The organism is Nonomuraea muscovyensis, assembly GCF_014207745.1.
Lineage (GTDB): Bacteria > Actinomycetota > Actinomycetes > Streptosporangiales > Streptosporangiaceae > Nonomuraea > Nonomuraea muscovyensis.
On the sequence record NZ_JACHJB010000002.1, the window covers coordinates 1439135 to 1455781 of the forward strand.

Genomic DNA, 16647 nt, shown 5'->3' on the forward strand with positions numbered 1-16647 from the left:
CCCGCGCCGGCGCGGGCACGGGCGGAAGACGCGACACTCACTCAGTGGTGGTGACGCCGCGAGCGGACCTTATCGAAAAGGTGGTGAGCCTTCTGCTGGGCGTGCGGATCCCCGACCACCCGCTTGACCTTCTCGACGTCCCGCTTGCGCGGGCGGCACAGGTACGCGCGCACCTTGTCCATGAGCGAAATCATGCGCACCCCCTACCCAGAAAGCGCCCCACCACCACCCTGACCATTACGTCCTCGCGTCGCCCTCTCACGGCTCCCGCTGTTGCCATGCTCCGCATAGGCGCGCAGCGTCAGCGTTGCGTCACGGGTGTCGATAAGGCTTGTGTCACGAAGTGCGGCTCCGGCCGCCGGGGTAGCCGTCTGGTCCTTGCTTGCTCGTCGGATGTGAAGCCGGGTAGCCGGTGCGGACGCGGGGGGCGGGACCGGCGGAGGCGCCTGGGTGGTGGGGGCGGCTGAGCCGGTTTCGATGGCCTGTCGCATCGCCGCGGCATCCCGGTGGCGCTGTCGGGGGTCTTTGGCCAGCGCGGTCGCCAGCATCTGGTCCCAGAAGGGGGCCAGGGCCGGGGTCAGTTGTGAGGGCGGCTGCGGGGTCTTGTGCAGGTGCCCGAAGAGCACGGCGGCGGTCGAGTCCCCGGTGAAGGGCGGCCGACCGGTGAGCATCTCATACAGCACGCATCCGGTGGAGTACAGATCCGAGCGGGCGTCGGCGGGCTTGCCGTCCGCCTGCTCGGGCGACATGTAGGACGGGGTACCGATCCGCATTCCGGTGGCGGTCAACCGGGTGGCCGTCTCCGACATGAGCTTGGCGATCCCGAAGTCCATCACCTTCACCCGCACCCGGCCGCCGGCGCGGTGGACCATGATGTCGGCGGGCTTGATATCGCGGTGCACCACCTCCCGTCCGTGGCTGTGCTCCAACGCCTCCAAGACCGCCGCCACGATCTGCCCGACCTCGTTCGGGGTCGGCGGCGCCTGGCGCAGCAGATCAGCCGGTGTCCCGCCCTCCACCAGCTCCATCACCAGATACGGAACCGGATCCCCGTCACCGATGTCCTCACCGATGTCGTAGACGGTCGCGATGTTGGGATGCGACAAGCTCGCCCCCCGGCGGAACCGGGCCCGGAAGTCCTCATCGCGCAGCATCTGCGCGGGCAGCACCTTGACCGCCACGATCCGCTCCAGCTCCCGGTCACGCGCCCGGTACACCACCCCCATACCGCCGCGCCCCAACGGCTCCAGCAGCTCGTACCGCCCTGACAGCGTCCTCACCACAAGACCCCGATCCCTCCGCCCCCCTTTGATCAACACCAAACTACGGGCAAGAGCGCCTTCTGGCCGGAAAAAGCGAACGAGCCGGTCTGCGCGTGGAGAACCGGCATACGGCAGAAGACACCGTGCCCCCGGACCCGGCGCACCGGGCCCGGGGGCTGCCACTGGCTGAGTGCTCCGCGCGCGGGCCTCAACGCTTGACGGCCTCCGCGATCTGCAGGGCGGCCTGGGCGGGCGTGAGGTGCGTGGTGTCGACGACCTCGGCCTCAGCGTGTAGCCACGTGCGGGCCGCCTCGGCGTAGGGCTCGAGGTATTTGAGACGGAATGGGGAGGGGAGGGGGCCGAGAAGAGTGTCCCCCTCGATGCGCCCGCGGAGGGTGTCCTGGTCAGCGTGGAGGACGAAGTGCCGTACCGGAATGTCATGTTGGGCGAGGCCCGTGCTGATCTCTCGCCAGTACTGCTCGACGAGGACAGTCATGGGCATCACCAAAGTGCCGCCGGTGTAGTCGAGTACACGGCGGGCGGTCTCGACCACGAGTGGCCGCCACGGCGGCCAATGCTGGAAGTTGTCCGTCTCGGGCAGTCCTGGCGTGATGTCCATGAGCGTCTCGCCGACCTTCTCGGCGTCGAACACCCGTGAATCCGGGATCAGTTGCCGCACGAGTGGACTGGTCGTCGTCTTGCCTGCGCCGTGGGTGCCGTTGAGCCATACGATCATGGGACCCGACGCTAGCGCTTCGCGTGCCGCGGGAACGGCGGGAATCCGCGAGGCTACGGTCCCATCCGGTCCAGCACGCGCATGACCGCCGACAACCGCCCGCGGGTGACCAATCCCAACCGGACGTGATCCAGCACCGGTCGGCGGTGTGGGCCCGTGTCCGCCTCGCGGGGCGGCGTCGCTCTCGGCCTCGGCCCTCAGCGCTGCCGCCCGTAGATGGAACCTTCCGAACTGCTCTAGCTGTAGTGATTGTTGAGATTCATGATCACGTGACCGAGGGTGATCAAGAACGCCAGTTGTGCGGCAGTGCTGTATCCCATGGCTCGTCCGCGGTCAACCGGCCGCGAGCAGGCGTTCCGCCTCCCGCCGGTGCCCTGCCAGTTCGAGCAGCGCGCCGGCCGCTCCCCTCAGGACCGACGCGCGTGCCCCCGCACCGTGCCGCAGCGCCCTGGCCGTCGCCCGGATCAGGCCGGGCAGGGCGAGGGTTTCGCGCGGGTCACGGATCCGCGAGTACACGTCGAGGACGCGCCGGACGCCGCCCGGACCCTCGGTCAGCGCCCGCAGCAGCTGGAACTGCACGTACGCCAGCCCGTCGCCTCTGCCGAGCAGGTTCGTCCACTGGTAGGCCAGCACGCACTGCGCGTCGCGCGAGCGTTCCCACGCCCGGGTGGCGCGGTCGAGCGCGGCCGGATCGTCCAGGACGTCGCCCACGGTCTCGCCGAGCAGGCGGGCGAACCGTACGGCGTCGCGGATCCCCTGCGCGGTGACCGGGTCCTTGAAGTGTCCGGCGTCACCGACCAGCACCCAGCCCGGCCCGGCCGAGCGGCGGAAGTAGGACGGGTGCTCGGCGGAGCTGACGACCCTCGTCGTCCTGGTGCAGCCCTCCAGGCGCTCCGCCAGGTGCGGCACCATGCCGACGGTCCGGTCGAACTCCGCCTCCACACCACCCCGGAAGTCGGCCGCCCGCTCGGCCGGCGGCATCAGCAGCACCAGCGACAGCCCGCCGTCGCAGGGGAACGCGTTGCCCAGCTCGCGGCCGGTCAACCACATGGCGGCCGTGGCGCGCCACTCCTGTCTCGGGTCGTCGTAGTAGGCGTAGTAGCAGGCCCGGCCGTTGGCGTGGGACAGGCGCGGGCGCTGCGCCCCGACCAGGTTCGCGATCGTCGAGCGGCGGCCGTCCGCGCCGACGACCAGCCGGGCGCGCACCTCGTACTCCTCACGGTCGCGTGCGCTCCGGTCGCGGACGCGGACGCCGACGGCCCGGCCGTTCTCCCACGCGGACGCGGACGCCGACGGCCCGGCCGTTCTCCCAGAGCACGCCGGTGACGCGATGCCCCTCCCTGATCTCGGCGCCGGCGTCACGGGCGGTCTCGACGAGGGCCGCGTCCAGCGGGGCGCGCCGCACGCACATCCCGTAGTCGAACCCGTCGACCGGGTTGAAGGCGCCGGCGGCCGCGTGCCCGGGCCCGCCGATGAAGGCACGGGAGAGCCGGGGGGCGCCGATCTTCTCAACGCGTTCCAGGACGCCGGCGCGCGCCAGCTCGGCGACGCCGCCCGCGAAGAGCAGATGGGTGGAGACGGTGGTGGACGGGAAACGCGCCGGGTCGACGGCGATCACGTGGTGGCCCCGCCGGGCCAGGGTTGCCGCGGCCACCGCGCCCGCGCAGCGCGCCCCGGCGATGACGACGTCTGCCTGCTCGACCATCGAACCCCCTCGCGGACGCCGGGTCACAACCGACGATAGTGTCGGTTATGGGGGACGGTAGGCCGCCCGGCCCGCCGAGTCAACGCCCCGCCGGGCGGTAGGGTGCGGGACATGCCGATCAGGGAGCCGAAGAAGCGCATGCCGGGCTCGGCCCGCCGGACCCGCATCACCGGGGCGGCCCTGGAGGTCTTCGCCGCGCGGGGTTACCACGCCACGGCGATGGAGGAGATCGCGACCGCGGCGGGGGTGACGCGCTCGGTCCTGTACGACCACTTCCCGTCCAAGCGCGTGCTGCTGATCACGGTCCTGCAGGAGCAGAACGCTCTGCTCGTGGAGCACGTCGGCGCCCGTATCACCGGCTCCGGCTCGCCCGGCCGCCGGCTGCGCGCCACCCTGGACGCCTACTTCAGCTTCTCGGAGGACCGGCCCGCCGCGCGCCGCCTGCTGTTCGACCACACCGACGAGGACGATCCCGAGATCAAGGCCGTGCGGTGGGGCATCAGGGAGGCCCGCACCCGGGCGGTCGCCGTGATGCTGGGCCGGGACCTGCGCCGGCTCGGCGTCGAGCCGGACAGCGAGATCGCCCAGGCGGTGGTGGAGTTGCTGATCTCGGGCACGGACGGGCTGGCCCAGTGGTGGGCGCGGCATCCCACGGTGCCGCGCAACGAACTCGTCGACGCCGCCATGCGCGTGCTGTGGAACGGGCTGTCGCAGGTGCCCGGCCACCGTTGAGCCCGGCGTCACCTCGGTGTCTTGACAGGTGTGAAGCTCGCGTTCATCGTTCGCCTAGCTGAACCAACAGAAGTGTCGGTTAGGCGGGAGGATCGGACATGGAGCAGGACCAGAGCGGGATCGGGCGGCGGCGGTTCGTCACGGGCGCGATGGCCGTCGCCGCGGGCGCGGCGGCCGGGCCGCTGTGGGGCGCGCCGGGAGCCAGGGCGGCTGCCCCCTCCCTGGTGAGCGCCGCCCCAGGCAGGAGCGTGGCGATCTTCGGCGCCGGGATGGGCGGGCTGAGCGCCGCCCATGAGCTGGCCGAACGCGGTTTCCAGGTCACCGTCTACGAGCGCAAGGCCCTCGGCGGCAAGTCCAGGAGCATCCCCGTGCCCGGCACCGCCACGGGCGGGCGGCGGGATCTGCCGGGCGAGCACGGTTTCCGGTTCTTCCCCGGCTTCTACCAGAACCTTCCCGACACGATGAGCCGCATCCCGTTCGGCCGCGGCACCGTACGGGACAACCTGGTCCCGGCGAGCCTGGAGGTGATCGCGTACAAGGGGAAGGAGTTACGCATCCCCGTGCCCGGCAGCCTCGGCGGAGTCCTCACCCCCGAGGCGATCGAGGACTACTTACGCAGCGCGCTCACGGCCGTCACCACCGTGCCGCCGTCACAGATCAACTTCTTCGTCTCCAAACTCCTCACCTTCGTCACCAGCGGTCCACGCCGCCGGCTCGGCCAGTGGGAGAACATGGCCTTCGCCGACTTCATCAAGGCCGACGTCATGTCGCAGGAGTACCGGGACCTGTTGGTGACGATGTTCACCGCGTCCCTGGTGGCCGCCCAGCCCGACAAGGCCAACACCCGCACCATGGGCCTGATGTTCGAGGCGCTCTTCTACAGCGCTCTGGGCCTCGGCCCGTACGGCCCGCCCGACCAGGTGCTCAACGGCCCCTCGAACGACGTGTGGATCGATCCCTGGATCGCCCACCTGACCGGGCTCGGCGTCCGGTTCGAGGTCGGCCGGACCGCGACCGGGTTCACCTGCTCCGGCGGCCGGATCACCGGCGCGCAGGTGACCGATCCCAGCGGGGCCTCCGGCGTCGTCACCGCCGACCACTACGTGGCCGCCATGCCGATCGAGCGGCTGCAGCCCCTGCTGACGTCCGAGCTGAAGGCCGCCGACCCGGCGCTGGCGCGGCTGGCCCACCTGGAGACGGACTGGATGAACGGGGTCATGATCTACCTGAAGGAGCCCCGTCCGATCGCGGCGGGGCACCTGATCTACGCGGCCACGCCGTGGGCGCTCACCTCGATCAGCCAGGCGCAGTTCTGGAGCGGCGACTTCGCCGCGCGCTACGGCGACGGCACCGCCACCGACTGCCTGTCCCTCGACCTGTCCGACTGGAACACCCCGGGCGTCCTCTTCGGCAGGACCGCCAAGCAGTGCACCCGGCAGGAGATCGTGCAGGAGGTGCTGGCGCAGGTCCGCTCGGCCCTGCCCGGCGGCGCGGCGCTGCTGCCCGACTCCATCGTGCATTCCTGGTTCGTGGATCCGGCGATCACCGGCGAGGGCACCGCGGCCGTGGCCAACGACGAGCCGCTGCTCATCAACACCCCCGCCTCGTGGGGGAACCGGCCCACCGCCACGACGAGGATCCCCAACTTCTTCCTCGCCGCCGACTACGTCCGCAACAGCATCAACCTCGCCACCATGGAAGGCGGCAACGAAGCCGGCCGGATGGCGGCGAACGGCATCCTCGACGCGTCCGGCTCCGCAGCGACCAGGGCCAGGTTGTACGGCCTCTACCTGCCCGACGAGTTCAGGTCGATCCACGGCGCCGACGACGCGCGCTACCTGCTGGGCCTGCCCAACCGGTTCGACCTGCTGCTCCCCTACTGGCCGGGCCGGTGACGCCGTCCGGCGAAGCTCTCGTCAGGGGCGGGGCGAGATCGGTGAGGGAGACGGCGAGCCGGAGACGCGGGCGCGCAGCGCCGGACGGGCGGGGCGGCCGTTAAGATCGGCGAGGTGAGCCTGCCCGCCGTATCCGATCTGGCGGCGCCGCCCGTCGAGCCGGCCCGCGACCCCTACCACGTCTACCTCGACTCCCTGACCAGCCCCGAGTCGCGCCGCACCATGCGCGGCTGCCTCGACAGGCTGGCGCGCCTGCTGACCGGCGACGACGGCGCCACGGGCGCGGGCCAGCCATGGCACCTGCTGCGCTACGAGCACACGGTGCGCATCCGCACGATGCTCACCGAGCAGGGCTGGTCCGCCGCGTACGTCAACAAGCACATCGTGGCGCTGCGCCGGGTGCTGAAGGAGGCGTGGCGGCTCGGGCAGACCAGCGCCGAGGACTACGCCCGCGCCTCCGACCTGGCCCCGGTGCGGCAGAGCCGGCTGCCGGCCGGCCACCACGTCCCGCCGGAGGTGGTGGGCGCTGCGCTGGCCACCTGCGACGACTCCCCGGCCGGGGTCCGCGACGCGGCTTTGATCGCGGTGCTCTACTCGACGGGTTGCCGGCGGGCCGAGATCGGCGGGCTCGCGCTGGCCGACTACGACCCGGGGGCCCGGTCGCTGCGGGTGCGCGGCAAGCGCGACAAGGAGCGCCTGGTCTACCTGACCGCCGACGCGATCGGGCTGCTGGAACGGTGGCTCGCGGTGCGCGGCGCGACGCCGGGCGCCCTGTTCAGCCCGATCAGCAGGGCGGGCCGGGTCCGGGAGCGCGACGGCCGGCCGGTGGGGCTGACGGGGCAGGGCATCGCCGACGTCCTGGCGCGGCGGCTCGGCGAGGCGGGCGTGTCGCGGCGGACCGCGCACGACTTCCGCCGGACGTTCATCGGCGAACTGCTGGACGCGGGCGTCGACCTGGCCACCGCGCAGGCCCTGGTGGGCCACTCGTCACCGGCGACCACGGCACGCTACGACCGCCGGCCGGAGAAGACCCGCCGCGACGCCGTCGACCGCATCCGCCTGCCCGCGCCCCGCCCTCTCGGCTGAGAGGGCTACCGAGCCGGTTCGCCGGCTCGGCGGTAGTCGCCGGGCGTGGTGCCGTACCACTGCTTGAAGGCCAGGTGGAAGCCGACGTCGGAGCGGTAGCCGACACGCCGCGCGATGGCGTGGTGCGGCAGCGGGGTCTCCGCCAGCAGCCGCGCCGCCTCCTGCATCCGCCGCGCGGTCAGGTGGCGCATCGGCGTCTCGCCGACCAGTTCGCGGAAGGCCGCCGCGAACGCCGAGCGCGACAGCCCCGCCTCGGCGGCGAGCCGTTCCAGCGTCCACGGCTCGGCGAACCGGCGGTGCACCGCCAGCAGCGCCGGCCCCACGGCCGGATGGCGCAGCGCCCGCAGCACCGGCTCGCCGGCCGCCAAACTGCCGAGCGCCGCCCGCAGCGCCAGCACGAAGGCCAGCTCGAACGCCCGCAGCGCCACCAGCCCCTGGCCGGGCGCCGCCTGGTCCCACTCCCCGGCGAGACCGGCCAGCGTGCCGGCCAGCAGCGGCTGCCCGGCCAGCGCGGCCCGGTCGAGGACGAGCACGGGCGGCAGCGCCCGGTACAGGGGCGCGGCCGCGGCGGCGTCGTAGTGCAGGCCGCAGCAGAGCATCGTGGTCTCGGCGCCGGGCCCGTCGATCCGGACGGTCCGCGCCACGCCGGGCGGCCGGACGGGCAGCAGGCTCTCCAGCGGCACCGTGGCCCGGCCGGGAGCGTCGGCGACCCGGTGGGCGGTGCCGTGCGGGAACACCGCCACGTCGCCGGCCGCCAGCCGCACCGGCTCGTGGCCGGGCAGCTCGATCGTGCACGTGCCCGCCTGCACGTAGTGGATGAGGGCGCAGTCCTCGCCTTCGCCCGCCACGCCCCAGGGCGCCCGCGCCGTCCAACGGCTGTGGAAGACGCCCTCCAGCCGCAGCGGCGCGAGCAGCTCGCTCAGCAGATCATCGGTCATGGACGATCCTTAAAGACTCGCGGATCGGGCTTTATAGAGCGTATCGGGTGCGACCGCGCAGGCTTGGGGCATGAGATTTCTGGTGTTCGGAGCGGGCGGCGCCCAGGGCGGGGTTGTGGCCCGGCGGCTGGCGGACGAGGGGTACGCGGTGCGGGGGCTGTCCCGGGCGGGGGCCGCACCCGAGGGGGTGGAGCCGTTCCGGGCGGACCTCGGGGACGCCGCGCGGGTCGCGGAGGCGTTCACCGGGGTGACGCACGCCTCGGTGGTGCTGCCGCTGGAGTTCGAGCCGGGCCGGGTCGCGGCGTACGTGCGGCACGTGGTGGACGCGGCGAAGGCGGCCGGGGTGCGGCGGCTGGTGTTCTGCACGGGCAACCGGCTGCCGGTGGACGAGACAGGGGTGGCGGCGTTCGAGACGCGGCGGGCCGCGGCGCGGGCGATGCTGGAGTCGCCGGTGCCGTCGGTGGTGTTGTGCCCGCCGCTGTACCTGGAGAACCTGGCGGCGCCGTGGGTGCGGGACGGGCTGGCGGCCGAGGGGGTGCTGCGCTACCCGGTCCCGGCGGGGGTGCCGGTGGCCTGGCTGAGCCATGCCGACCTGGCCGCCGCCACGCTGGCCGCGCTCACCCGGGACGGCCTGGAGGGAGCCACGCTGGACCTGGGCGGGGAACCGGTGACGGGGCCGGAACTGGCCGCGGCCTTCGGGGCCCGGTACGAGGGGGTGGACGTGGACGCCTTCGAGGCGGGGCTGGCCGCGGCCGCGGGGGCGCGGACGGCCGCGGGGGTGGCGTCGACGTACCGGTGGGTCGCGGACCGGGGACACGACCTGTATGCCGCTCCGTCCGGGGGCGCGGAGCGGCTCGGCATCACGGTGACGTCACCGGCCGCCTGGGCTGCCGCCCGGCCCTGGGTCACCGCGTGACGCCCCGCCCGGAGACCCCACCCGGCGACGCGCCCAACGCGCCGCAGGCGACCTCCGCGCAGACGGACACCGTACGGGCGGACGTACGGTCTGAGGAACAGGCGAACGTGCGGGCGGACGCGCAGGAGGAGGTCGAACAGGCGCGCACTGTGCAGGCGGAGGTCGTGCGGCATCACGAGGTCATCGAGAGGTGGCTGGCCGGGACCGCGCCGCGGGCGTCGTTCGGACGGTTCGCCGAAGCGCACGCGCCCGGCTTCACGCTGGCGGCCCCGGACGGGCGGCTGCTGTCTCGGGCCGAGGTGCTGGCCGAGGTGGAGGCCGCGTACGGACGCCGGCCGGACGCGCGCATCGAGATCCGCGACGTCACCGTGGTGGCCGCGGCGGCGGGCGTCGTCGTCGCCCGCTACGAGGAGTGGCAGCACACCGAGGGCCGCCGCGCCACGGTCGTCCTCGCCCACGGTCCGGCCGGGCCGCGGTGGCTGCACCTGCACGAAACCTGGCTGACCGGCTGAACGCCGCACGGGTCCGGCGGACCCGCTCCGCCGACTGAGCCCCGCGCACACCTGCCGCCCCGCCCGGCCGCGTCAGCCGGTCAAGACTCCGCGCACTCGAAACTCGGCGCGGGTCGAGACTCAGCGCACTCGAAACTCAGCGCGGGTCGAGACTCCGCGCACTCGAAACTCGGCACGGTCGAAACTCGGCGCACTCGAGGCTCAGCGCGGTCGAAGGTTCGGCCCGGCGAGGCTCAGCGGTCGAGCAGCGAGAAGGCGTGCTCGGCCGCGCGGACCGCCTCCGGCTCGACCTCGGCCAGTGGCCGGCCGGCGGCGAGCGCCGCCCAGTTGCGCCGGGCCAGGACCCGCTGGGTGGCCAGCACCTGCCCCGCCAGCAGCTCGGCCGTGAGCGCGTCGGCGGTCTCCGCCAGCGCTTCGGCCAGTGCCCGCTCGTCGTCGGCCATGTACCGGAGCACGCGGGCCGCCAGGCTGGGCGTGGCGAACACCATGCGGTGGAAGGCCACCACCTGCGGATGGTCGTTCAGCCCGGTGACGGGGTCGTGGCGCGCCAGGCCGTCGAGGAAGTGGCGGCGCAGCGCCTCGACCGGCCGCTCCCCCTCGCCGCGCGCCCGCACCACCCGGGCCGCCTCCGCCCGGTGGTCGGCGATGCGGTGCAGGACCAGGTCCTCCTTGGCCGGGAAGTACTTGAACAGCGTCGGCTTCGACACCTGCGCCGCGGCGGCCACCTCGGCGACGCTCACCTCGTCGAACCCCCGCTCCAGGAAGAGCGAGACGGCCGCCGCCGAGATCGCCTCGTGCACCCGCCGCCGCTGCCGCTCGCGTAGTCCCGTCATGCGTCCACTCTAGCAAAGTGTTAACCTGGTCAAACTGTTTACTCGGTTAACACTTGGAGGATTCAGCCGTGGACGGACTCGACGAGGAGCGGCGGCACGCCGAACGCTGCCGCGACGGGCTGCGCAGGATGCTCGACACCGCCCGCGACAACGTGATCACCGGGGAGACCGTCGCGGCCGACCGCTACAGCGCCGAACGGCTCGGCCGGCACCTCAAGAGCCTGGCCAAGGAACTGAGCGAGGAGCCCGACGGGCCGCCGTTCTTCGGCCGGCTCGACTTCGGCCGGGACTCCGCCGACCACGCCGGGCGGGCGTACCACATCGGTAGGCGGCACGTCCCGGGCGAGCACGGCGCCCCGCCGCTCGTGATCGACTGGCGCGCCCCCGTCTCCCGCGCCTTCTACCGGGCCGGCGCGCGCGACCCGCAGGGGGTCGCCGTGCGCCGCCGCTTCGGCTGGTCCGGCGGCACGCTCACCTCCTACGAGGACGAACGGCTGGAGCTGGGCGAGCAGGGCGACAGCCGCATCCTGGCCGCCGAGATCGAGCGGCCCAGGGTCGGCCCCATGCGCGACATCGTCGCCACCATCCAGCCCGAGCAGGACGACCTGGTCCGCGCCGGGCTGGAGGAGTCGGTCTGCGTGCAGGGCGCGCCCGGCACCGGCAAGACCGCGGTCGGCCTGCACCGGGCCGCCTACCTGCTGTACGCGCACCGGCAGCGGCTGGAGCGCGGCGGCGTGCTGGTGCTGGGCCCCAACCGGGCGTTCCTCGGCTACATCGCGGCCGTGCTGCCCGCGCTGGGCGAGGCGGGCGTGGAGCAGACCACGCTGGAGGGCCTGCTGTCCGCAGCGTCCCCCTCTGCGCTCGTCCGGGCCGCCGACGGCCCGGATGCCGAGGCGGTCAAGCACGACGCGCGGATGGCCGAGGTGCTGCGCCGGGCCCTTTACGCGCGGGTCGGCGAGCCGGACGGGCCGCTGGCGGTGCCCGACGGCTCCTACCGGTGGCGGGTGGGCGAGGGCGAGCTGCGCGACATCGTCGCCGGCACGCTGCGCGACGACCTGCCCTACCTGACCGGGCGGGAGCGGGTGCGCGCCCGGGTGGTCGAGCTGGTGCGCCGCCAGGCCGAGGCGCGCGGCCAGGCGGCGAACGCGGCCTGGGTCCGGCGAATCGGCCGGGGCGTCACTCCGTTCCTGGACGCCGTCTGGCCGTCCGTCCGGCCTGAGGAGGTGCTGTGCGAGGTGCTGACCTGCCCGCCGGAGGACGGACCGCTCACCGGCGAGGAGCGGCGGGCCATCACGTGGGCGAGGCCGCCCCGCACGTACCGGAGCGCCGCCTGGTCGCGGGCCGACCTTGTGCTGCTGGACGAGGTCGCCGGGCTGCTGGAGCGGCCCGCCGGGTACGGCCACGTGATCGTGGACGAGGCACAGGACCTGTCGCCCATGGAGTGCAGGGCCGTGGCCCGGCGCAGCGAGCACGGCTCGCTCACGGTCCTCGGGGACCTGGCTCAGGGCACCACCCCGTGGGCCGCCCGTTCCTGGCCCGAGGTGATGGCCGCGCTGGGGAAGCCGCGCGCGCGGATCGTGGCGCTGACGACGGGGTTCCGGGTGCCCGCGACGGTGGTGGAGCTGGCGAACCTGCTGCTGGCGGCGCTCGACGCGGACGTGCCCGAGACCCGTTCGCACCGCCGCGACGGGCGGCTGCGGGTCGTGCGCGTGCCGGGGCTGGAGCGGGGTGTCGTCGCCGCGGCGCGCGAGGCGCTGGGCTTCGAGGGGTCGGTGGGCGTGATCGCGGCCGACGACCACGCCGAGGCGCTGAAGGCGGCCCTGTGGGACGGCGGGCTGGACCTCGGCGAGCGGCTGAGCGTGCTGCCCGCGTCCCTGGCCAAGGGGCTGGAGTTCGACCACGTGGTGGTGGCCGAGCCGGCCGCCATCGCCGAGGCGGAGCGGCGCGGGCTCAACCGGCTGTACGTGGCGCTCACCCGCGCCGTCTCACGCCTCGACGTGGTGCACGCCCGGCCCCTGCCCGCCCCGCTCGCGACCCCGGACGCCGTCCGGACATGAAACTTTCACCGGTGGTGAAGCACGTTGTCATGCCCTGGCCTGCGGCGACGCGGCGAGCCGCGCCGCACGGCCACTGATCGGCTTTGACGATACGGAAAGCGCTTTCCTACCGTTGCGACATCGCGTGGTCCACCCCACCCGTCCCCCTGGGAGGAACCAAGAGATGCGCGCACCACGACGTACCCTGATCACCGGCCTCACCGCCGCCCTCGCCATGACCGGCCTGGCCGCCGCGACGACCCAGCAGGCCTCTGCCGATACCGCCCTGGTCGGCTGGGCCACCCAGGGCGGCGGCACCACCGGCGGCGGCTCCACCCCGCCCACCACGGTGACCTCGTCCTCGGCCCTGTCCAGCGCCCTGTCGTCCGGCTCGCCCGCCGTCATCCGGGTGTCCGGGACGATCTCCTGCTCCGGCATGCTGAAGGTGGCCTCGAACAAGACCGTCATCGGCAACTCCGGCGCGACGATCTCCGGCTGCGGCTTCAACGTCACCAGGGCGTCCAACGTGATCATCCGCAACCTCACCTTCCGCGGCTGGAACGACGACGCCGTCAACGTCCAGTACTCCACCCGCGTGTGGATCGACCACAACACCTTCACCGACGGCAACGACGGCGCGGTGGACGTCAAGCGCGCCAGCGACTACGTCACCATCTCCTGGAACAGGGTGCACGACCACGACAAGTCCATGCTGCTCGGCCACAGCGACGACAACGGCTCGGAGGACCGGGGCAAGCTGAGAGTGACCTACCACCACAACTGGTTCGACGGCTCCAACCAGCGCCACCCGCGCGTGCGCTTCGGCAACCCGGTGCACGTCTACAACAACTTCTACGCCGACAACGGCGGCTACGGCGTCGCCTCCACGCAGGAGGCGGGCGTCCTGGTCGAGGGCAACTCCTTCGAGAACGTGGACGACCCCTACCACCGCGGCGAGGGCAGCTCACCCCCCGGCAACCTGGTGGCCCGCAACAACCACCTCGTCAACTCCGGCAGCGGCGACGCCGGCGGCAGCGTGAACTCGATCCCCTACTCCTACCAGCTCGACGCGCCTGCCAGCGTCAAGTCGATCGTGACGAGCGGGGCCGGAGCGGGCCGCATCCCGATCTGACCTCCCTGACCTGGCCGCCCTGACCTGGCCTCGCCTGATCTCAGCGGACGCGGCCCCGTCGCCCGGGGCCGCGTCCCACGAGCCGCGTCAGGCCCGTCCGCCTGGGGGATGCTCCTTTCCAGCCGCCCCCCACGACCGTCTGCTGGAAGACCGACCCCGGCACCCGCCCCAGCAACGCCGACAGCTCCCGATCCGAAAGCCCGGCGACGTCCTGCCCGCCGAGCAGGAGTCCCCTCGTCACGACGCGCCCCCGCCCGGGCCCAGCTCCCTGCACGCCTGCTGGGCCGCCTTGACCTTCTCCTCCGGCGTACCCGGTTCGACGCGGAGCCGGATCCGGCCGTCGGAGCCCGGGTCCGCCACGTCGATGCCGTGCTCACGCATGCACTGGGCGAGCTTCACCGCACGGTCGAGCGCCTCCTCGTCCGGCTTGCCCTTGGGACCGCCGACCGCGCCCTCCATGAAGTGCTCGCAGGCCTTCTGGGCCTCGTCCACCGCCTTCTCCTGGCCCTTGCGCGCCTTGATCCTGATCGCGCCGTCGGGGTCGGGGTCGTCCATGTCCACGCCGTGCTCACGCATGCACTGCGCGAACTTGAGCTGGGCCTCCCTGCGGTCGCCGGTCGCCGACGGCCCGGGGGACGACGCACCGGACGACGGGGCCGCCGCGCTCCCCGTGGCGTCGCCCGCGCTCACGACTCCCGCGTCCCTGGCGGCTGGGCCGCCGCACCCGGTCAGGGCGGCGGCCAGGGCGGCCGCGGCCAGTAGGGGACGTACGTTCATAGCGGTCACTCCTCGGCGCCGCGGGTCACTCGCCCGGGCGCCAGGCTCACTTCAGCGGTGCCGGTGCTAAACCCGGGTAAGCGACGGCCAGTCCCCTTATCCGCCGCTAACACCCCGTCCGCCACGCTTCGGAGCGGAACGGAAGGGGGCCCGGGATGCGGGTGCTCGTCGTCGAGGACGAAGAGGAGCTGGCCGACGCCATCGCGCGGGGCCTGCGGCTGCACGCGATCGCGGTCGACGTGGCCTACGACGGGCGCGAGGCGCTGGCGATGGCCGCCTGCGCGCCCTACGACGTCGTGGTCCTCGACCGCGACCTGCCCGAGGTGCACGGGGACGACGTCTGCCGCGAGCTGGCGGCCGGCCGCACGCCCGGGCGGGTGCTCATGCTGACGGCGGCCGGGCGGGTGCTCGACCGGGTCGGCGGGCTGTCGCTCGGCGCGGACGACTACCTGGTCAAGCCGTTCACCTTCGCCGAGCTGGTGGCCCGCGTCCGGGCGCTGGCGCGCCGCTCGCGGCGGGCCGGCCCGGCCACCGTGGAACGGGCCGGGATCCGGCTGGACCCCGGCCGGCGCACGGTCACCCGCGACGGGCGGGAGATCACGCTCAACCGCAAGGAGTTCGACGTGCTGCACGAGCTGCTGGTGGCCGGTGGCGGCCTGGTCTCGACGGCCGAGCTGCGCCGGAGGGTCTGGGACGAGTACGCCGACGCCGCCAGCGGGGTGCTGCGCGTCACGCTGACCTCGCTGCGCAGGAAGCTCGGCGCGCCCCCGACGATCGAGAACGTGCCCGGCCGGGGCTACCGGCTGTGAGGCCCAGCGGCCCGTTCCCCTGGCGCCGGCTGTCGCCGTGGCACCGGCTGGGACTGCGCGCGCGACTCACCCTCCTCTACGGCGGACTCTTCTTCACGGCCGGCTCGCTGTTGCTGTGGTCGACGTACCTGCTGTCCGCGCGAGCGCTGTCGGAGCAGTTCGCCGCCGGCGCGACGAAGGTCGTCAAGGGCAAGTCGGCCCTGTTGCCCGGCGCCGCGTCACAGCCTCCGGTCGATGTGGTCTTCCACCAGGTCCAGGTGGACGTGCGGCAGCGGGGCGAGAGCGTGCTGGAAGAGATGCTCGGCTTCTCCGTCGTCATCATGGTGCTGCTCGGAGCGGTCGCCATCCTGCTCGGGCACCTGGTGGCCGGACGGGCCCTACGCCCCCTCGACCACCTCACCCAGACCGCCCGACGCCTGTCCGAAAGCAACCTGCACGAACGCATCGCTCTGCAAGGCCCACCCGACGAAGTCAAACGCCTGGCCGACACCTTCGACGCCATGCTCGACAGGCTGCACCGCGTGTTCGACGGCCAACGACGCTTCATCGCCAACGCCTCCCACGAACTACGCACCCCCCTGGCCATCAACCGAACCGTCCTGGAGGTCTCACTCGAGGAACCCACCGCATCCCCCGACCTCAAAACCCTCGCACGCGCCCTGCTCGGCACCAACGCCCGCTACGAACGCCTCATCGAAGGACTCCTCCTCCTGGCCCAGTCCGAACAGGAACTCGACACCCGCAAAACGATCAACCTCGCCCAGGTGACACGCGCCGTACTCGAACAACTCACACCAGAACGACGCAAACGGCCGATCACCATCCACCACGACCTGCCACCCGCCCTGGCCACAGGCGACCCGCTGCTCCTGGAACGATGCGTGTTCAACCTGATCGAGAACGCGCTCAAGTACAACGTCCGCGACGGACAGGTGTGGATACGACTCCACCAGCAGGATGGATGGGCCGTCATCGAGGTCGCCAACACCGGATCCGCCATAGCCCCCTACGACGTGGACGACCTGTTCCAACCGTTCCGCCGAGCACACGGCGACCGCGTCCGTTCGGCACGAGGCACCGGCCTGGGACTGTCCATCGTCCGCGCCATCACCGACGCCCACGACGGAACCGTCACCGCCCGCGCCCGCCCCGAAGGCGGCCTCACCGTCACGGTCCGCCTCCCCGCCCCACCGAGCTGACCCCGGCCGCACCGCTTCGGCCGTTCCGTTCCGCCTCCGGCGCCCTCCAGCGGGGCCGGGGACGGAGGCGGCGGCGTGG

Annotated in this window: 18 protein-coding genes; 9 read left to right on the forward strand and 9 right to left on the reverse strand. The window is 73.1% G+C overall.

Annotated elements, in window-relative coordinates:
* Nucleotides 1-41: 41 nt before the first annotated feature.
* The 5 genes from FHU36_RS23385 to FHU36_RS44770 all read right to left on the reverse strand — a co-directional run bounded on the left by FHU36_RS23385 (nt 42) and on the right by FHU36_RS44770 (nt 3703).
* Nucleotides 42-182: a hypothetical protein gene (locus FHU36_RS23385; protein ID WP_185086042.1), complete on the reverse strand. Its 141-nt coding sequence runs from the start codon at nt 180-182 to the stop codon at nt 42-44.
* A gap of 21 nt (nt 183-203) precedes the next feature.
* On the reverse strand, nt 204-1283 hold the full coding sequence (locus FHU36_RS23390; protein WP_185086043.1) for a protein kinase domain-containing protein: 1080 nt from the start codon (nt 1281-1283) through the stop codon (nt 204-206).
* A 187-nt stretch (nt 1284-1470) separates the two neighbouring features.
* On the reverse strand, nt 1471-1998 hold the full coding sequence (locus FHU36_RS23395) for a P-loop nucleotide/nucleoside kinase family protein (RefSeq protein WP_185086044.1): 528 nt from the start codon (nt 1996-1998) through the stop codon (nt 1471-1473).
* A gap of 333 nt (nt 1999-2331) precedes the next feature.
* Nucleotides 2332-3204, reverse strand: a complete 873-nt coding sequence (locus tag FHU36_RS44765; RefSeq protein ID WP_312891762.1) for an NAD(P)/FAD-dependent oxidoreductase — start codon at nt 3202-3204, stop codon at nt 2332-2334.
* A gap of 10 nt (nt 3205-3214) precedes the next feature.
* Entirely contained in the window at nt 3215-3703 is a 489-nt protein-coding gene (locus FHU36_RS44770; protein WP_246502545.1) for an NAD(P)/FAD-dependent oxidoreductase, read from the reverse strand.
* A gap of 111 nt (nt 3704-3814) precedes the next feature.
* Here FHU36_RS44770 and FHU36_RS23405 point away from each other — a divergent pair, with 111 nt between their 5' ends.
* The 3 genes from FHU36_RS23405 (at nt 3815) to FHU36_RS23415 (ending at nt 7416) form a co-directional block, all read left to right on the forward strand.
* On the forward strand, nt 3815-4435 hold the full coding sequence (locus FHU36_RS23405) for a TetR/AcrR family transcriptional regulator (protein ID WP_246502546.1): 621 nt from the start codon (nt 3815-3817) through the stop codon (nt 4433-4435).
* Between the two features lie 98 nt (nt 4436-4533).
* Nucleotides 4534-6330, forward strand: coding sequence for a hydroxysqualene dehydroxylase (locus FHU36_RS23410; protein WP_185086045.1), 1797 nt, complete (start codon nt 4534-4536; stop codon nt 6328-6330).
* 114 nt (nt 6331-6444) lie between these two features.
* Nucleotides 6445-7416, forward strand: coding sequence for a tyrosine-type recombinase/integrase (locus tag FHU36_RS23415; protein WP_185086046.1), 972 nt, complete (start codon nt 6445-6447; stop codon nt 7414-7416).
* A gap of 5 nt (nt 7417-7421) precedes the next feature.
* On the opposite strand, the gene FHU36_RS23420 is transcribed toward FHU36_RS23415, so the two are convergent.
* Entirely contained in the window at nt 7422-8354 is a 933-nt protein-coding gene (locus tag FHU36_RS23420) for an AraC family transcriptional regulator (RefSeq protein ID WP_185086047.1), read from the reverse strand.
* 70 nt (nt 8355-8424) lie between these two features.
* Between FHU36_RS23420 and FHU36_RS23425 the strand changes: the two genes are divergently transcribed.
* Both FHU36_RS23425 and FHU36_RS45825 read left to right on the forward strand, forming a co-directional pair.
* On the forward strand, nt 8425-9270 hold the full coding sequence (locus tag FHU36_RS23425) for an SDR family oxidoreductase (RefSeq protein ID WP_185086048.1): 846 nt from the start codon (nt 8425-8427) through the stop codon (nt 9268-9270).
* Nucleotides 9267-9782, forward strand: coding sequence for a DUF4440 domain-containing protein (locus FHU36_RS45825; RefSeq protein WP_185086049.1), 516 nt, complete (start codon nt 9267-9269; stop codon nt 9780-9782). The genes FHU36_RS23425 and FHU36_RS45825 overlap by 4 nt, the downstream gene beginning before the upstream one ends.
* Before the next feature lie 233 nt (nt 9783-10015).
* On the opposite strand, the gene FHU36_RS23435 is transcribed toward FHU36_RS45825, so the two are convergent.
* The gene (locus FHU36_RS23435; RefSeq protein WP_185086050.1) at nt 10016-10615 is read right to left on the reverse strand and encodes a TetR family transcriptional regulator; all 600 of its coding nucleotides are present in this window, start codon (nt 10613-10615) and stop codon (nt 10016-10018) included.
* Nucleotides 10616-10683: 68 nt separating this feature from the next.
* Here FHU36_RS23435 and FHU36_RS23440 point away from each other — a divergent pair, with 68 nt between their 5' ends.
* Both FHU36_RS23440 and FHU36_RS23445 read left to right on the forward strand, forming a co-directional pair.
* Nucleotides 10684-12672 (forward strand): HelD family protein, encoded by a 1989-nt coding sequence (locus tag FHU36_RS23440; RefSeq protein ID WP_312891763.1) that lies wholly within the window; start codon nt 10684-10686, stop codon nt 12670-12672.
* A gap of 163 nt (nt 12673-12835) precedes the next feature.
* Entirely contained in the window at nt 12836-13783 is a 948-nt protein-coding gene (locus FHU36_RS23445) for a pectate lyase family protein (RefSeq protein WP_185086051.1), read from the forward strand.
* A gap of 40 nt (nt 13784-13823) precedes the next feature.
* On the opposite strand, the gene FHU36_RS23450 is transcribed toward FHU36_RS23445, so the two are convergent.
* On the reverse strand, nt 13824-14024 hold the full coding sequence (locus FHU36_RS23450) for a hypothetical protein (RefSeq protein WP_185086052.1): 201 nt from the start codon (nt 14022-14024) through the stop codon (nt 13824-13826).
* Entirely contained in the window at nt 14021-14560 is a 540-nt protein-coding gene (locus tag FHU36_RS23455) for an apurinic/apyrimidinic endonuclease family protein (protein ID WP_185086053.1), read from the reverse strand. The genes FHU36_RS23450 and FHU36_RS23455 overlap by 4 nt, the downstream gene beginning before the upstream one ends.
* Before the next feature lie 155 nt (nt 14561-14715).
* Between FHU36_RS23455 and FHU36_RS23460 the strand changes: the two genes are divergently transcribed.
* Both FHU36_RS23460 and FHU36_RS23465 read left to right on the forward strand, forming a co-directional pair.
* Entirely contained in the window at nt 14716-15369 is a 654-nt protein-coding gene (locus tag FHU36_RS23460; RefSeq protein WP_185086054.1) for a response regulator transcription factor, read from the forward strand.
* Nucleotides 15366-16568, forward strand: coding sequence for a sensor histidine kinase (locus tag FHU36_RS23465; RefSeq protein WP_312891764.1), 1203 nt, complete (start codon nt 15366-15368; stop codon nt 16566-16568). The genes FHU36_RS23460 and FHU36_RS23465 overlap by 4 nt, the downstream gene beginning before the upstream one ends.
* Nucleotides 16569-16647 lie beyond the last annotated feature (79 nt).

What these genes read in the sequence shown, in the direction of transcription:
- FHU36_RS23405 (WP_246502546.1), top strand. Translation starts at nt 3,815, where the DNA reads ATGCCGATCAGGGAGCCGAAGAAGCGCATGCCGGGCTCGGCCCGCCGG.
- FHU36_RS23410 (WP_185086045.1), top strand. Translation starts at nt 4,534, where the DNA reads ATGGAGCAGGACCAGAGCGGGATCGGGCGGCGGCGGTTCGTCACGGGC.
- FHU36_RS23435 (WP_185086050.1), bottom strand. Translation starts at nt 10,615, where the DNA reads ATGACGGGACTACGCGAGCGGCAGCGGCGGCGGGTGCACGAGGCGATC.
- FHU36_RS23420 (WP_185086047.1), bottom strand. Translation starts at nt 8,354, where the DNA reads ATGACCGATGATCTGCTGAGCGAGCTGCTCGCGCCGCTGCGGCTGGAG.
- FHU36_RS23395 (WP_185086044.1), bottom strand. Translation starts at nt 1,998, where the DNA reads ATGATCGTATGGCTCAACGGCACCCACGGCGCAGGCAAGACGACGACC.
- FHU36_RS23460 (WP_185086054.1), top strand. Translation starts at nt 14,716, where the DNA reads ATGCGGGTGCTCGTCGTCGAGGACGAAGAGGAGCTGGCCGACGCCATC.
- FHU36_RS44770 (WP_246502545.1), bottom strand. Translation starts at nt 3,703, where the DNA reads ATGGTCGAGCAGGCAGACGTCGTCATCGCCGGGGCGCGCTGCGCGGGC.
- FHU36_RS23445 (WP_185086051.1), top strand. Translation starts at nt 12,836, where the DNA reads ATGCGCGCACCACGACGTACCCTGATCACCGGCCTCACCGCCGCCCTC.
- FHU36_RS23425 (WP_185086048.1), top strand. Translation starts at nt 8,425, where the DNA reads ATGAGATTTCTGGTGTTCGGAGCGGGCGGCGCCCAGGGCGGGGTTGTG.
- FHU36_RS23455 (WP_185086053.1), bottom strand. Translation starts at nt 14,560, where the DNA reads ATGAACGTACGTCCCCTACTGGCCGCGGCCGCCCTGGCCGCCGCCCTG.
- FHU36_RS23385 (WP_185086042.1), bottom strand. Translation starts at nt 182, where the DNA reads ATGGACAAGGTGCGCGCGTACCTGTGCCGCCCGCGCAAGCGGGACGTC.